Consider the following 15,262-nt stretch of genomic DNA (forward strand, 5'->3'; position numbering starts at 1 on the left):
GATGGGGACGCCGTTGATGCACCGGCGCGCCCCTTGACCCGTGGGCGTCTCCTCCTCAATCCTGCAGTTGCGCATCCAGAGACGTGTACCGCAATAGGAAACGCAGCAGCCCAGGGATCCGCCAACGACGAGGAGTATCCATGGCTCACGAGGTCCGTGCAGTCGTCGCCCGGCAGAAGGGCGCGCCCGTCTCGCTCGAAACGATCGTCGTCCCCGACCCCGGGCCCGGTGAGGCCCTGGTCAAGGTCGAGGCGTGCGGCGTCTGCCATACCGATCTGCACTATCGCGAAGGCGGTATCAACGAGGACTTCCCCTTCCTGCTCGGGCACGAGGCGGCGGGCCGCGTCGAGGCCGTGGGAGAAGGGGTCACCGAGGTCGAGCCCGGAGACTTCGTCATCCTGAACTGGCGTGCCGTCTGCGGTCAGTGCCGGGCCTGCCGCAAGGGCAAGCCGTGGTACTGCTTCGCGACGCACAACGCGTCCCAGCCCATGACCCTGACCGACGGCACGCCCCTGTCCCCGGCGTTGGGCATCGGTGCCTTCGCCGAGAAGACCCTGGTGGCCGCGGGGCAGTGCACCAAGGTCGATCCGCGGGTCCCGGCGACCGCCGCCGGTCTGCTCGGCTGCGGTGTCATGGCGGGTTTCGGCGCAGCGGTCAACACCGGTGCCGTCGGGCGCGGGGACTCCGTCGCCGTCATCGGGTGCGGCGGCGTCGGGATGGCGTCCGTCGCCGGGGCCGCGCTCGCGGGCGCCACCACCGTCGTCGCCATCGACATCGACGAGCGCAAACTCGCCCGCGCCAAGAGCATGGGTGCCACCCACACGGTCAACGGCAAGAAGTCCGACCCGGTCGAGGCCGTACGGGAGTTGACCGGAGGATTCGGTGCCGATGTGGTCATCGACGCCGTCGGTCGCCCGGAGACCTATCAGCAGGCCTTCTACGCCCGTGACCACGCGGGGACGGTCGTACTCGTCGGCGTGCCGACGCCCGAGATGAAGATCGAGCTGCCCCTGCTCGACGTCTTCGGCCGCGGCGGGGCGCTCAAGTCGAGCTGGTACGGCGACTGTCTGCCCTCGCGCGACTTCCCGTATCTCGTCGATCTCTATCTGCAGGGGCGCATCGACCTCGACGCCTTCGTCTCCGAGACGATCGGGCTCGACGACGTGGAGAAGGCCTTCGAGACGATGCGCCACGGAGACGTGCTCCGCTCGGTGGTGGTGCTGTAGTGGCCGGCGCGGTACGCATCGAGCACCTGGTGACCAGCGGGACGTTCAGTCTCGACGGCGGTACCTGGGACGTCGACAACAATGTGTGGCTCGTCGGCGACGACGACGAGGTCGCGGTGATCGACGCCGCCCATGACGCGACGGCGATCCACGAGGCGGTCGGCGACCGCAGGCTGGCGGCCATCCTCTGCACGCACGGACACAACGACCACGTCAATGCCGCCCCTGCCCTCTCGCGGCTGACCGGCGCCCCCGTACTCCTTCATCCGGACGACCATGTGCTGTGGAAGCTGGCGCATCCGCAGCGGCTGCCCGACGGCCCGCTCGCCGACGGCGAGGTGATCGAGGTCGCGGGCACCCCGCTGAGCGTCCTCCATACTCCGGGGCACGCTCCGGGCGCGGTGTGCCTGCACGCACCGGAGCTGGGCGCGCTGTTCAGCGGTGACACGCTCTTCTCGGGCGGGCCCGGCGCAACGGGCCGTTCCTACAGCGATTTCGCCACGATCATCGCCTCGATCCGGGAGCGGTTGTTCGCCCTCCCCGGGGAGACGGTGGTGCACACCGGTCATGGCGAGACGACGACCATCGGTGCCGAGAAGCCGCATCTGGAGGACTGGGTGTCCCGCGGCCACTGAGCCGCTTCTGCATCGTCGCCGTCGCCGGGCCTCGTGGCCGGCCGGCGCCCGCCGGGCGCCGCGCCGCCACGGGGCCTTTGTGTACGGGCGACTTCGGCGCCGGAGGCGACCGCTCGCCGTGGCGCGTTCCGGCGTCGGTGTGCGGTTTTTTCCTGCGCACAGCGTTGCGCCGAGTGATGCGACAGGTCGGTTTGAGGTCACCCAAAACGGCTTCTTGACAAGGCATAGGGGCGCCCCCACACTGGCGTTGCGTTCTTCGCATTCTGTTTCGCTATGCGCATCCGAGGTGGTCGTGATGATTCCTGTGTGCCGTCTCGCCGACCTCCCGCGAGGCGAGTCCTGCCGACTCGAGACGGACCCCCCTGTCGCGGTGTTCCACACCGACGACGGCGAGGTCTACGCCATCGACGACACGTGCACCCACCAGGACGCCTCACTATCGGACGGCTGGCTGGAGGGCTGCGAGGTCGAATGCCCCCTGCACGCCTCGAAGTTCGACCTGCGCACCGGCGGCGTCGATGCGCCCCCGGCCCGTTTCCCCGTCCGTACGCACCAGGTCCTCGTCGAGGACGGAGTGATCTACGTATTGCTGTCCGACGCCGTCCCGAACCTCCCGCCCTGCGCCGTGGCACGCGTCGCCGGAGGCGTCGGGTGAGGAGCGTGGCCGTCGTCGGCGCATCGCTCGCCGGACTGTCGGCCGCCCGCTCCCTGCGCGCGCAGGGGTACGAGGGGAAGCTCGTCGTCATCGGGGAGGAGCCCCTCCGCCCGTACGACAGGCCCCCGTTGTCGAAGGAGTTCCTCGCCGGAGAGATGGACGAGGACGATCTCGCGCTCGAATCCCGGGACGAGGACCTCGGCGCCGAGTGGCTGCTCGGCGCCCGGGCCGTCGGCCTCGACCGCGGCGAGCGGTCCGTTCGCCTCGCGGACGGCCCTACGGTCGTCGCCGACGGAGTCGTCGTCGCCACCGGCGCTGCGGCGCGAACGCTTCCCGGCAGTGAGGGGCTCGACGGAGTCCATGTGCTGCGCACGATCGAGGATGCCCGCGCGCTCCGGGCCGATCTGCTGCGCGGCGGGCGGCTGGTGGTCATCGGCGGCGGGTTCGTCGGTGCCGAAGTCGCCTCCACCGCCCATGGACTGGGCCTGGACGTCACCGTCGTCGAGGCCGCTCCCACGCCGCTGGCCGGCCCGCTGGGGCAGGCGATGGGCGGCATCGTCTCCGCACTCCACCAGGACCACGGCGTCCGGCTGTTGTGCGGTACGGGGGTGCGCGCCCTCGGCGGAAGCGGCCGGGTGGACGCGGCCCTCCTCCAGGACGGGCGCCGCATCCCCGCGGACACCGTCGTCGTCGGCATCGGTGCCACCCCGTGCGTCGCGTGGCTGGAAGGCTCCGGGGTCACCCTGGAGAACGGGGTGCGATGCGGTGCCGACGGCACTACCGGCGTCCCGGGCGTGGTAGCCGTCGGGGACTGCGCCGCCTGGTACGACCCGGTCGCCGGCGGCCACCGCAGGGTCGAGCACTGGACCGGTGCGCGGGAGCGCCCGGCTGCCGCGGTGGCCGCCCTGCTCTCGGGCGGCACGTCGGTGCCGGGACGGCTCCGCCCTCCCTACTTCTGGTCGGATCAGTACGGAGTGCGCATTCAGTTCGCCGGGCACGCCGCGCGGGCCGACAGCGTCACCGTCGAGGAGGGCGCGGCTGCCGACCGCAGCTTTCTCGCGGTCTACCGGCGCGCGGAGCATCCGGTCGCCGTGCTCGGTGTCAACCAGACGCGGCTGTTCACCTGTTGGCGCCGGAAGTTGGCCGGTACGGCATCCCGCCCGGGTACGGCGTCGGATCCCGGTGCCGCCTCGCGTCCCGGAACCGTCTCCGGTCCGGGTACGGCCTCAGGCCCTGGTACGGCCTCAGGCCCTGGTACGGCCTCAGGCCCCGGTACGGCCTCAGGCCCCGGTACGGTCTCCGGCGCCGGTACCGCCCCCCGTCCCCGAATCGCCTCCGGTCCCGGCGGGCCGCCGTAAGAGCAACGGGCCGCAGGCCCCGGGGTCTCGCGGCAGGGTGCACCTCGCCCCCGCCGCACCGCGTCCGCACCGCACCGCGTCCGCACCGCACCGCGTCCGCACCGCACCGTCCGGGCCCTACCCGGTGCGTCACGACCCGCCCGACCACGCATCCCGCGAGGAGTGCACTGTGACATCGACCGGGACCACGACCGGTACGACGACCGGCCTGCCCGAGAGCCTGATAGCCACGCTCCCCGGCGACCACTACACGGACCCCGCCGTCTTCCGCCTCGAACAGGAGCACATCTTCGAGTCGATGTGGTTCTGCGCGACCCGCTCCTCCGAGCTGGACAAGCCGGGCGCGTTCCGGACCGTTGACGTGGGCCGCGAGAGCATCCTGCTGACGCGATCGCGGGACCGGACCGTACGAGCCTTCTTCAATGTGTGCCGCCACCGCGGGGCGAAGCTGTGCACCCAGGAGTCCGGCGAGGTCAAGCGCGCGTTCCAATGCCCGTACCACGCCTGGACGTATGACCTTCAGGGCAAGCTGGTCGCCGCCCCCAACCTGACGAAGATGCCGGACGTCGGGCGTAGCGCGTACGGGCTGATGCCGGTGGCCGTGCGCGAGTGGCTCGGCTACGTCTGGGTCTGCCTTGCCGAGACCCCGCCCTCCTTCGAGGAGCAGGTCGTCGGGGACGTCGTCGCCCGGCTGGGGGACAGCGAGGCCATCGACCGGTACGGCATCGCCGATCTGGAGATCGGCCGGCGCATCTCCTACGACGTCAGGGCGAACTGGAAGCTGATCGTCGAGAACTTCATGGAGTGCTACCACTGCGCGACGATCCATCCCGAACTGACCGAGGTCCTGCCCGAGTTCGCGGACGGCTATGCGGCCCAGTACTTCGTCGGGCACGGAGCCGCGTTCGCCCCGGAGGTCAAGGGGTTCACCGTCGACGGCTCCGAGGGGCTCGACCGCATCCCCACCGTCGCCGAGGACCAGGACCGCCGGTACTACGCGCTGACCGTCAAACCGCAGGTCTTCATCAATCTGGTGCCGGACCATGTGATCTTCCATCGCATGTTTCCGCTGGCGGTCGACCGTACGGTCGTCGAGTGCGACTGGCTCTACCTCAAGGACGTGGTGGACGGCGGCCGGGACATCTCCCGCTCCGTCGAACTCTTCGACCGGGTCAACCGCCAGGACTTCGACGCCTGCGAGCGCTGCCAGCCCGCCATGAGCTCGCGGCTCTACGCCAAGGGCGGTGTCCTGGTGCCCAGCGAGCACCACATCGGTGACTTCCACACCTGGGTGAACCGGCGTCTGAGTCCGCGCTGAATCCCCCCGGACCCGCACGCGAGGACGCCGCCGCCGGGCGCCGAACGCGGCTCCGCCTCATGCCGTACGCCGGTGGACCGCCGCAGCGCCGTCCGCCGTACGGGAAGCGGCCGTTCAGCCCAGATAGCCCAGCCGGCGACTGATCTCTTCCGCCCCCTCGACCAGGACCGGCGCGAGTTCGTGCATGCGGTCCTCGGTGAAGCGGTAGCCGGGCCCGGACGCGCTGAGCGCGGCCACGACCTCGCCGTCGCGGGAGCGGATGGGCGCGGCCATGGCGTGCAGCCCGACCTCGAACTCCCCCTGGGTGAGCGAGTATCCGCGCTCACGTGCCTCCGCGAGGCTCTTCTCGAGCTTCACCTTGGAGGTCAAGGTGCGCGCCGTCACCTTCTTCAGGCCGGTCTCCTTGAGCAGCTCCGTCCGGTCCGGGGGCGAGAGGTACGCCAGGAGGATCTTGCCGCTGGAGGTCGCGTGCGGCGGCGTGAGCTGCCCGACCCAGTTGTGCGCGGTGACCGCGCCCGGGCCCCGCACCTGGTACAGGTTGATCGCGTAATGCTCCTGCAGAACGGCGATGTTGACCGTCTCGCCGATCTGTTCCGCCAGCCGCTCGCAGACCGGACGGCCCTGCTGGGTGATGTCGATACGGTCGGTGACGGCGCCGGCCAGTCGCACGATTCCGAAGCCGAGGCGGTACTTGCCGCGCTCCGCCGCCTGCTCGACGAGACCGCGTGCCTCCAGCGCGCCGAGCAGACGGAACGCGGTCGACTTGTGGACGTCGATCTCCGCGGCGACCTCGCTGACGCCGGCCTCGCCGCGCTGGGCGAGGATTTCCAGGACGCTGACCGCGCGATCGACGGACTGCACGCCTCCCGCCGGCTGCTGCCCGGCGTTCTCGACAGCTGCACTGTAGTTGCTCATGGTGCAACTATACGCGCTGTAACCAACAGGCCATGGATCCCTGCGGCAAGGGATTTCTCTTCAGTGGCAGTCTCTGCAGTTGCGTCGATCGCAACCTGGTGCGCATAACGCTACCGTATTAGCATGCCCGTGTACGGCGGCCGGGGTGCCCCCTCGGCCGGAAAGTCGGCACGAGGGATGAGGCAGCAATGGTGGCCACGAGGTACGACTTCGTCATCGTCGGCGGCGGTTCGGCCGGCAGCGCACTGGCCAACCGGCTCTCCGCGGATCCCGGCACCAACGTCCTGGTCCTGGAGGCGGGGCGCTCCGATTACCCGTGGGACGTCTTCATTCACATGCCCGCAGCCCTGCCCTTCCCCATCGGCAACCGCTTCTACGACTGGAAGTACGAGTCGGAGCCCGAGCCGCACATGCACGGCCGCCGGATCTTCCACGCGCGCGGCAAGGTCCTCGGCGGCTCCAGCAGTATCAACGGCATGATCTTCCAGCGCGGCAACCCGATGGACTACGAGCGCTGGGCGACCGGCCCGGGCATGGAGGCCTGGGACTACGCGCACTGCCTGCCCTACTTCCAGCGCATGGAGAACTGCCTGGCCGCAGACCCCGACGGCCCTTTCCGCGGCCACGAGGGCAACCTTGTTCTGGAGCGCGGCCCCGCCACCAACCCGCTCTTCCCCGCCTTCCTCGAAGCGGCCGAACAGGCCGGATACCCGCGCACCGACGACGTCAACGGCTACCGTCAGGAAGGGTTTGCGGCATTTGACCGCAATGTTCACCGCGGCCGTCGCCTCTCCGCCGCCCGCGCCTACCTCCACCCGGTCATGAACCGGCCGAACCTCGAGGTGAGGACCCGCGCGTACGTCACCCGCATTCTGTTCGAGGGCGGACGCGCGGTCGGCGTCGAGTACTGCCGCGGGCGCGGTGCGCCCCAGCGAGTGCACGCCGGAGAGATCGTTCTGAGCGGCGGAGCGATCAACTCCCCTCAGCTCCTGCAACTCTCCGGTGTCGGCAACGCGGACGAGCTGCGGGCCCTGGACGTCGACGTGGTGCACGACCTGCCGGGTGTGGGGGAGAACCTCCAGGACCATCTGGAGGTGTACGTGCAGTACGCCTGCAAGCAGCCGGTGTCGATGCAGCCGTATCTGAAGTGGCGCCACCGCCCGTGGATCGGCCTCCAGTGGCTGTTCCGCAAGGGGCCGGGCGCGACCAACCACTTCGAGGCGGGCGGCTTCGCCCGGAGCAACGACGACGTCGCCTACCCCAACCTGATGTTCCACTTCCTGCCGATCGCCGTCCGCTACGACGGCTCCGCGCCCTCCGGCGGGCACGGCTACCAGGTGCACATCGGGCCCATGTACTCCGACGCCGTCGGCTCGGTGAAGATCAAGAGCAAGGACCCCGGCGTCCACCCGGCCCTGACGTTCAACTACCTCTCCACGGAACAGGACCGGCGCGAATGGGTCGAGGCGATCCGGGTCGCCCGCCGGATTCTCGCCCAGCCCGCGATGGACCCCTTCAACGGTGGGGAGACCTCGCCCGGCCCCGGGGTGCAGAGCGACGAGGAGATCCTGGACTGGGTCGCCAAGGAGGGCGAGACCGCCCTGCACCCGTCCTGCACCTGCAAGATGGGCACCGACGACACGGCCGTCGTCGACCCGGCGACGATGCGGGTCCACGGCCTGGAGGGGCTGCGTGTCGTGGACGCCTCGGTCATGCCGTACATCACCAACGGCAACATCTACGCCCCGGTGATGATGGTCGCCGAGAAGGCCGCTGACATCATCCTGGGCAACGAGCCCCTGCCGCCCTCGAAGGCGGAGTTCTACCGGCACCGGCCCGCCGGGGACGGGCAACCTCCCGAGCCGGTCTGAGTAGGTGTTTTTCGAACCTCAAAGCCGCAGGTATGGGTGTGCGGGTGGCGCGAGTCGCCGTTTCGCTTCGGTGACACCCGTGGGCGAGGATCTGCATGTGATGAAGGCGCTGGTGTCGGCGGCGCGGTCTCTGTGAGCGCGAGCCCGCCTCTATTGGGCGCTGGGGTCGGTCGAATCGGTCCGCGGCGCGGGCCGGACCAGCCCGCGGTAGGGAATGCCGCATTGCGCAACGCGAAGAGTTATACGCAACATCGTCCAGGGCGTATGTACGGCGGGTCAAGAATTGTCGGCCGCCTCGCCGGGTGGTGAATCAGCCCCGGCACGCCTCTTGACGTATGCCGGTTCGTGGGCAAGTGTGTTCCACCCCGAGCAATACGATGCGTGATACGCAACGGCGGTTCGGCGCGCGGCATTTCTGCACTTCGGCGGCGTTCGGCGCGGCGCGCTGGGCCATCGGAAGAGAGGCCGGTCGTGACCGTAATCAGGACAGAACTGCCGCCGCAGCGGGGCTCGTCCGGGGACGCGACCCCGGTCATCTCCGTACGCGGACTGTGGAAGGTCTTCGGCCAGAAGGCCGACCGGGTGCCCGGGTCGCCCGAGCTTCGCGATCTCGCCCCCCGTGAGCTCATGGAGCGCACCGGATGCACCGCCGCGGTCCGCGATGTCGCCTTCGACGTGTCCCCGGGCGAGGTGTTCGTCGTGATGGGCCTGTCCGGCTCGGGGAAGTCGACCCTGGTCCGCTGCCTCACCCGGCTGATCGAGCCCACGGCGGGCGAAGTGATCTTCGAGGGCGAGGACATCCGCGCCGCCGACGAGAAACGGCTGCGCGAGCTGCGGCGGCGCAAGTTCTCGATGGTCTTCCAGCACTTCGGGCTGCTGCCGCACCGCTCCGTGCTGGACAACGTCTCCTACGGTCTGGAGATCCGCGGCGTGAGCCGGGCGGAGCGCGGCAAGCGGGCGATGGAGGTCATCGAGCTGGTCGGCCTCTCGGGCTTCGAGAACTCCTACCCCGACCAGCTGTCCGGCGGTATGCAGCAACGCGTGGGACTGGCCCGCGCCCTCGCCGTCGACCCCGACGTCCTCCTCTTCGACGAGCCGTTCTCCGCACTCGACCCGCTCATCCGCCGGGACATGCAGAACGAGGTCATCCGGCTCCACCACGAGGTCGGCAAGACGATGGTGTTCATCACCCACGATCTCTCCGAGGCGCTGAAGCTCGGCGACCGCATCCTCATCATGCGTGACGGCCGGATGGTCCAGTGCGGTACGGGCGACGAACTGGTCGGCGCACCGGCCGACGACTACGTACGGGACTTCGTCGCCGACGTACCCCGCTCGGAGGTGCTCACCCTCCGCTGGATCATGCGCCCGGCGGAGAAGGACGAAGCGCTCGACGGGCCCGAGTTCGGGCCGGACGCCGTCGTCCGTGACGCCACTCGCGCGGTGCTCGCGTCCTCCGGACCGGTCAAGGTCGTCGAGGACGGCAAGCTGCTGGGCGTCGTCGGTGACGAGGAGATCCTGGAGATCGTCGCCGGTGCGGAGGGCGGTGAGTGATGGCGGCCCTCACCGAGACGGCCGCACGGGTGGCGTCCCCGCTGAGAGGAGGCCGGCGACTCGCCGTGGCCGGTGTCGTCGCGGCATGGGTGGTGCTGTGGCTGGTGCTCCGCGGCACCCATACCCTGGCCCTGGAGACCGCGGAACTCACGCCCCTGCACCGTGAGTTCAACGAGTTCAACGACGCCATCGGTGCCGATCGCAACAGCAATCCGCTGTTCCTCTACTTCTTCAACGAGATCCGGCTGGTCATCGACAGCCTCGTCACCTTTGTTCAGGGACTGGTCTCCCAGCCCGCGTTCGGGCTGCCCGTGCCGGCCATCGGCTGGCTGGGCGTCGTCGCCGTCGCGGGCTATGTCTCGTGGGCGTTCGGCAATGTGCGGGTCGCCCTGCTGGCGGTCGCCGGGTTCGTCTTCTTCGGCCTGCAGGGGCTCTGGCAGGAGAGCATGGACACCCTGGCCCTCACCCTGGCGGCGGTCTTCGTCTCCCTGCTCATCGGCATCCCGCTGGGCATCTGGGCCGGCCTTTCGGACCGGGTCAACCGCCTCGTCACGCCGGTCCTCGACTTCATGCAGACGATGCCGCCCTTCGTCTATCTGGCCCCGCTGACGCTGTTCTTCCTCATCGGCCCGGCGTCCGCCACGATCGCCACGTGCATCTACGCGGCCCCGCCCGCTGTCCGTATCACCGCGCACGCCATCCGCGAGGTGCCCGGGGAGACGGTGGAGGCATCCCGGTCGATGGGCTCGACGCGGCGGCAGACCCTGTTCAAGGTGCTGCTGCCGATGTCGAAGCGGACCATCGTCCTCGGCGTGAACCAGACCATCATGGCCGCGCTGTCCATGGTCACCGTCGCCGCGCTCATCGACGCTCCGGGGCTGGGGAAGACCGTCATCAAGGCCCTCGAAACCCTGGACGTGGGCACGGCCTTCAACTCCGGTCTGGCCATCGTCGTCATGGCCATCCTGCTCGACCGCGTGACCACGGCCGCGAGCGTACGGGTCGAAGTGACCCGTCGTACGGGAGCCCGGTTCCGTGCGTGGCGCAAACCGCTGCTGCTGGGCGGCGGTGTCGCCACCGCGGTCTGTGTCTTCCTCTCGCACACCTATGTGTGGGCCTCGGAGTTCCCGAACGACATCGACCTCGGCAGTGCCATCGCCCGTACCACGGACTCCGTCACCGCCTGGACCCGGGACAACCTCGCAGGGCTGACGGGCGGACTGCGGGACCTGGTCACCACGGTGCTGATCGACCCGTTCGAGGCGCTGCTGACCGGCTCGCCGTTCTGGCTCGTCGGTGCCGTGCTGGTGGTCGTGGGCACCCTGCTGGGCGGATGGCGTGCCGGCGCCACGGCGGCTGCCTGCACCGGGCTGATCGTCGCCTCGGGCTTGTGGCGGGACGCCATGACGACGCTCGCCGCCAGCCTCGTGGCCACCGTGATCGTGCTGGTGCTCGGTGTGGTCGTGGGGGTGTGGATGGGGCGCAGCGCGCTGGCCGACCGGCTGATCCGGCCGGGGCTCGACGCGGCACAGACCATGCCGCCGTTCGTCTATCTGGTGCCGTTCCTCGCTCTGTTCGACGCGACGCGGTTCACGGCGATCGTCGCCGCGATCGTCTACGCGGCCCCGGTGGCCATCAAGATCATCGCGGATGGGGTGCGGGCCGTCCCGCCGACCACCGTGGAGGCTGCGACCGCCGCCGGCTCCAACAGCTGGCAGATCATCACCAAGGTGCAGCTGCCGATGTCCCGCGCCTCCCTGACGCTCGCGACCAACCAGGGACTGATCTACGTGCTGTCGATGGTCGTGGTCGGCGGCCTCGTCGGCGCGGGTGCACTCGGCTACGACGTCGTCGCCGGGTTCACGCAGGGGGAGTTGTTCGGCAAGGGCCTGGCGGCGGGCCTGGCCATTGTGCTGCTCGGTGTCATGTTCGACCGCATCACGCAGGCGGCGGCGCGCCGGGCCGGAAGAGCGCCCCAAGGGCGTTGATGCAGAAGGGCAGGACACGTGGTGAAGAACGTCATGACAAGACACGCGCCGACCATCCGGCGCGGCGGACTGGCAGGACTGGCGGCGCTTGCCCTGGTACTCAGCGGCTGCGGTGGAGCGAAGGTCGGCGAGTCCGGGGACAAGGGCAGCGACGGGAAGTGCGGCGAGTTCAATCTCGCCATCAACCCGTGGGTCGGCTACGAGGCGAATGCCGCCGTCATCGCCCATGTCGCGGAGAAGGAACTCGGCTGTACGGTCAACAAGAAGGACCTCAAGGAAGAGGTTGCCTGGCAAGGATTCGGTACGGGTGAGGTCGACGCGGTGGTCGAGAACTGGGGCCACCCCGACCTGAAGAAGAAGTACATCGAGAACCAGAAGACCGCCGTTTCGGCCGGCGAGACCGGGAACAAGGGCGTCATCGGCTGGTACGTGCCGCCGTGGATGGCGAAGAAGTACCCGGACATCACCGACTGGAAGAACCTCAACAAATACGCCGGTCTCTTCAAGACCTCCGAATCCGGGAGCAAGGGCCAGTTGCTCGACGGCGACCCGTCGTTCGTCACCAACGACGGGGCCCTGGTGAAGAATCTGAAGCTGAACTACAAAGTGGTCTACGCGGGCAGCGAGGCCGCGCTCATCCAGGCCTTCCGCAAGGGGGAGGCGGAGAAGAAGCCCGTGCTCGGCTATTTCTACGAACCGCAGTGGCTCTTCTCGGAGATGAAGCTCGTCAAGGTCGACCTTCCGCCGTACAAGCAGGGTTGCGACGCGGACACCGAGAAGGTCGCGTGCGACTATCCCGAATACGCTCTCGACAAGATCGTGAGCAAGAAGTTCGCCGAATCCGGCAGCCCTGCCTACGACTTGGTGAAGAAGTTCAACTGGACGAACGAGGACCAGAACGTCGTGGCCCAATACATCGCCCAGGACAAGATGTCGCCCGAGAAGGCGGCGGAGAAGTGGGTGGAGGACAACCAGGGCAAGGTCGACGCCTGGCTTGGCAAGGACTGACCCGGCCGGGAATTCCGTAACAGCGCACAGGTACCCGGCGGCTGCTTTCGGCAGCCGCCGGGCACCGCTGTTTCAGGCCCTCGGCGGGTCCCTTTTTTCCGGGGCCCGACACCCCCTTGACACCGCCTTTGGGCGAGCGGCACTGTGAGTTGCGCAACCTGATGCACGTTGCGCACACAGCAACCATCCGTCGTTGGGTGTTGGAGGGGTCGCGATGGCGGGACCGCGAGTGGTCATCATCGGCGCCGGCGTCGTGGGAGCGGCCCTGGCCGATGAACTGTCCTCCCGGGGCTGGACCGAGGTGACAGTCGTCGACCAGGGGCCCTTGCCCGTCACCGGCGGTTCGTCGTCCCACGCGCCGGGCCTGGTCTTCCAGACCAACCCGTCGAAGACCATGACCGAGCTGGCCCGGTACACCGTGGAGAAGCTCAGCTCCCTCTCCGTCGACGGAGAGCCCTGCTTCCTCCAGGTGGGCGGCCTCGAAGTGGCCACCACCCCCGAGCGCCTCGCCGAACTGCACCGGCGCCACGGCTGGGTCACCGCCTGGGGCATCGAGGCCCGGCTGCTGGGCCCCGACGCCTGCGTGGAACTGCACCCGCTGCTCGATCGCCGGCGGGTGCTCGGCGGGCTGCTGATCCCCACCGACGGCCTGGCCAAGGCGGTCCTCGCTGTCGACGCCCAGCTCCGGGCCGCCTCCGGCCGCGGCGTCCGGTGCCTCGCCCGTCACGAGGTCCTCGACATCCGCACCGAGACCGACGAGGACGGCACCGATCGCGTCCGTGCCGTCGTCACCGATCACGGCGAGATCCCCGCCGACACCGTCGTGTGCTGCGCCGGGATCTGGGGCCCCAAGGTGGCCCGCATGGCGGGGATGGAACTGCCCCTGACTCCGCTCGCGCACCAACTCGCCTGGACGGGCCCGGTCCCCGTCCTCGCCGGTCAGAAGCAGGAGGCGGTCCGCCCGATCCTGCGCCACCAGGACGCCGATCTGTACTACCGCGACCGTCACGACCGGCTCGGCATCGGATACTACGGCCACCGCCCCATGCCCGTGTCCCCGGACGACATCGCCCCCGTCGACGCCGCCGAGCGGATGCCCTCCGTCCTGCGCTTCACCGAGGACGACTTCGCCGACGCGTGGACGGAGACTCAGGCGCTGCTGCCGGCGACGCGCGAGGCCAAGATCGAGGAAGGCATCAACGGGCTCTTCTCGTTCACCACCGACGGCATGCCCCTGCTCGGTGAGTCTCCCGACGTCAAGGGCTTCTGGGTCGCCGAAGCCGTATGGGTCACCCACTCCGCGGGGGTCGGACGCGCCATGGCCGAATGGCTCGTCGACGGCCACTGCAGCTCGTTCGACCTGCACGAGTGCGACGTCAACCGCTTCGAAGCGCACCAGCTCGCCCCCGACTACGTGCTGGCCCGGGGCTGCCGGAACTTCGAAGAGGTCTACGACATCATCCACCCGCTCCAGCCCCCCGGCGACCTCCGGCCCCTGCGCACCAGCCCCTTCCACGCACGGCAGCGGGAGCTCAACGCGTACTTCCTGGAGGCGTCCGGCTGGGAGCGGCCGCAGTGGTACTCCGCCAACGAACCCCTCCTGGCCCGCTGGGACGTCCCCGCTCCGGGCGACTGGGCGGCCCGCATGTGGTCACCGGTCGTCGGCGCCGAGGCTCTGGCGACCCGCGAGAGCGTGGCGATGTACGACATGACCGCGCTCAAGCGGCTGGAGGTGACCGGCCGTGGCGCGGCGTCGTTCCTGCAATCCATGACCACGGCCGACGTCGCCAAGTCCGTCGGCTCGGTCACCTACTCCCTGATGCTCGACCAGGACGGCGGTATCCGCAGCGACATCACCGTGGCGCGCCTGGGCCGGGACCGGTTCCAGATCGGCGCCAACGGCCCGCTCGACCTCGACTGGCTCACCCGCCACCTGCCCCGCGACGGCTCCGTGTCCGTCCGCGACATCACCTCCGGCACCTGCTGCATCGGCCTGTGGGGCCCCAAGGCCCGCGAGGTCCTCCAGCCGCTCGCCGACAGCGACTTCTCGAACCGGGGCCTTCGCTACTTCCGCGCCAAGCGGGCCCACATCGGCTCGGTCCCCGTCACCGCGATGCGCCTGAGCTATGTCGGCGAACTCGGCTGGGAGCTGTACACAGACGCCGACATGGGGCTGAAGCTGTGGGACACACTGTGGGAGGCGATGCGCCCGTACGACGGCATCGCCGCTGGGCGCGGAGCCTTCAACAGCTTGCGCCTGGAGAAGGGGTACCGCGCCTTCGGCACCGACATGACCTACGAACACGACCCGTACGAAGCGGGCCTGGCCTTCGCCGTCAAGCTCGACCAAGGCGACTTCATCGGCCGAGCCGCGCTGGAGGAGCGGATGACGGCGGTACGCCGCCGACTGACCTGTCTCACCATCGACGATCCGCGCGGTGTGGTCATGGGCAAGGAACCCGTCTACGACGGGGCGGCCTGCGTCGGATACGTCACCAGCGCCGCGTACGGCTACACGATCGGCAAGGGCATTGCCTACGCCTGGCTGCCCATCGGGGCTGCCGCGCCCGGACGCACCCTGCAGATCGGGTACTTCGAGCGTCGCGTTCCGGCCGTCGTCTCCGAGGAGCCGTTGTTCGACCCGTCGATGTCACGGCTGCGCGGCTGACCGACGCACGCCGACAGCCCCGTTCCGGCAGTCCCGTTCCGACCGTCCCGTACAGCCGTATCCGAC

At 69.4% G+C, this 15,262-nt stretch carries 10 protein-coding genes and 1 pseudogene; 10 read left to right on the plus strand and 1 reads right to left on the minus strand.

Annotated elements, in window-relative coordinates:
* Positions 1-140: 140 nt before the first annotated feature.
* The 5 genes and pseudogenes from AB0M26_RS24025 (at position 141) to AB0M26_RS24045 (ending at position 5,192) form a co-directional block, all read left to right on the plus strand.
* On the plus strand, positions 141-1,226 hold the full coding sequence (locus AB0M26_RS24025) for an S-(hydroxymethyl)mycothiol dehydrogenase (RefSeq protein ID WP_365263885.1): 1,086 nt from the start codon (positions 141-143) through the stop codon (positions 1,224-1,226).
* Entirely contained in the window at positions 1,226-1,861 is a 636-nt protein-coding gene (locus tag AB0M26_RS24030; RefSeq protein WP_365263886.1) for an MBL fold metallo-hydrolase, read from the plus strand. Before AB0M26_RS24025 ends, AB0M26_RS24030 begins: the two co-directional genes overlap by 1 nt.
* 292 nt (positions 1,862-2,153) lie before the next feature.
* The gene (locus tag AB0M26_RS24035) at positions 2,154-2,516 is read left to right on the plus strand and encodes a bifunctional 3-phenylpropionate/cinnamic acid dioxygenase ferredoxin subunit (RefSeq protein WP_365263887.1); all 363 of its coding nucleotides are present in this window, start codon (positions 2,154-2,156) and stop codon (positions 2,514-2,516) included.
* A pseudogene (locus AB0M26_RS24040) lies at positions 2,513-3,670 on the plus strand (FAD-dependent oxidoreductase); the annotation flags it as partial. The gene AB0M26_RS24035 and the pseudogene AB0M26_RS24040, both read left to right, overlap by 4 nt.
* Positions 3,671-4,043: 373 nt before the next feature.
* Complete coding sequence (locus AB0M26_RS24045; protein ID WP_365263888.1) at positions 4,044-5,192, plus strand: aromatic ring-hydroxylating dioxygenase subunit alpha; 1,149 nt, start codon at positions 4,044-4,046, stop codon at positions 5,190-5,192.
* Between the two features lie 114 nt (positions 5,193-5,306).
* Here AB0M26_RS24045 and AB0M26_RS24050 read toward each other — a convergent pair whose 3' ends face one another.
* Positions 5,307-6,053, minus strand: a complete 747-nt coding sequence (locus AB0M26_RS24050) for an IclR family transcriptional regulator (protein ID WP_365263914.1) — start codon at positions 6,051-6,053, stop codon at positions 5,307-5,309.
* Between the two features lie 242 nt (positions 6,054-6,295).
* Here AB0M26_RS24050 and betA point away from each other — a divergent pair, with 242 nt between their 5' ends.
* The 5 genes from betA (at position 6,296) to AB0M26_RS24075 (ending at position 15,196) form a co-directional block, all read left to right on the plus strand.
* Positions 6,296-7,978: a choline dehydrogenase gene (gene betA, locus AB0M26_RS24055; RefSeq protein ID WP_365263889.1), complete on the plus strand. Its 1,683-nt coding sequence runs from the start codon at positions 6,296-6,298 to the stop codon at positions 7,976-7,978.
* A gap of 471 nt (positions 7,979-8,449) precedes the next feature.
* Positions 8,450-9,532, plus strand: coding sequence for a glycine betaine/L-proline ABC transporter ATP-binding protein (locus AB0M26_RS24060; protein WP_365263890.1), 1,083 nt, complete (start codon positions 8,450-8,452; stop codon positions 9,530-9,532).
* Positions 9,532-11,520 carry an ABC transporter permease subunit gene (locus tag AB0M26_RS24065; RefSeq protein WP_365263891.1) on the plus strand — a complete coding sequence of 663 codons (1,989 nt, stop codon included), beginning with the start codon at positions 9,532-9,534 and terminating at the stop codon, positions 11,518-11,520. Before AB0M26_RS24060 ends, AB0M26_RS24065 begins: the two co-directional genes overlap by 1 nt.
* Before the next feature lie 33 nt (positions 11,521-11,553).
* Positions 11,554-12,528, plus strand: a complete 975-nt coding sequence (locus tag AB0M26_RS24070; RefSeq protein WP_365263892.1) for an ABC transporter substrate-binding protein — start codon at positions 11,554-11,556, stop codon at positions 12,526-12,528.
* A 214-nt stretch (positions 12,529-12,742) separates the two neighbouring features.
* Entirely contained in the window at positions 12,743-15,196 is a 2,454-nt protein-coding gene (locus AB0M26_RS24075; protein WP_365263893.1) for an FAD-dependent oxidoreductase, read from the plus strand.
* Positions 15,197-15,262 lie beyond the last annotated feature (66 nt).

Origin of the sequence: Streptomyces sp. NPDC051776 (assembly GCF_040681345.1) — a bacterium.
GTDB lineage: Bacteria > Actinomycetota > Actinomycetes > Streptomycetales > Streptomycetaceae > Streptomyces.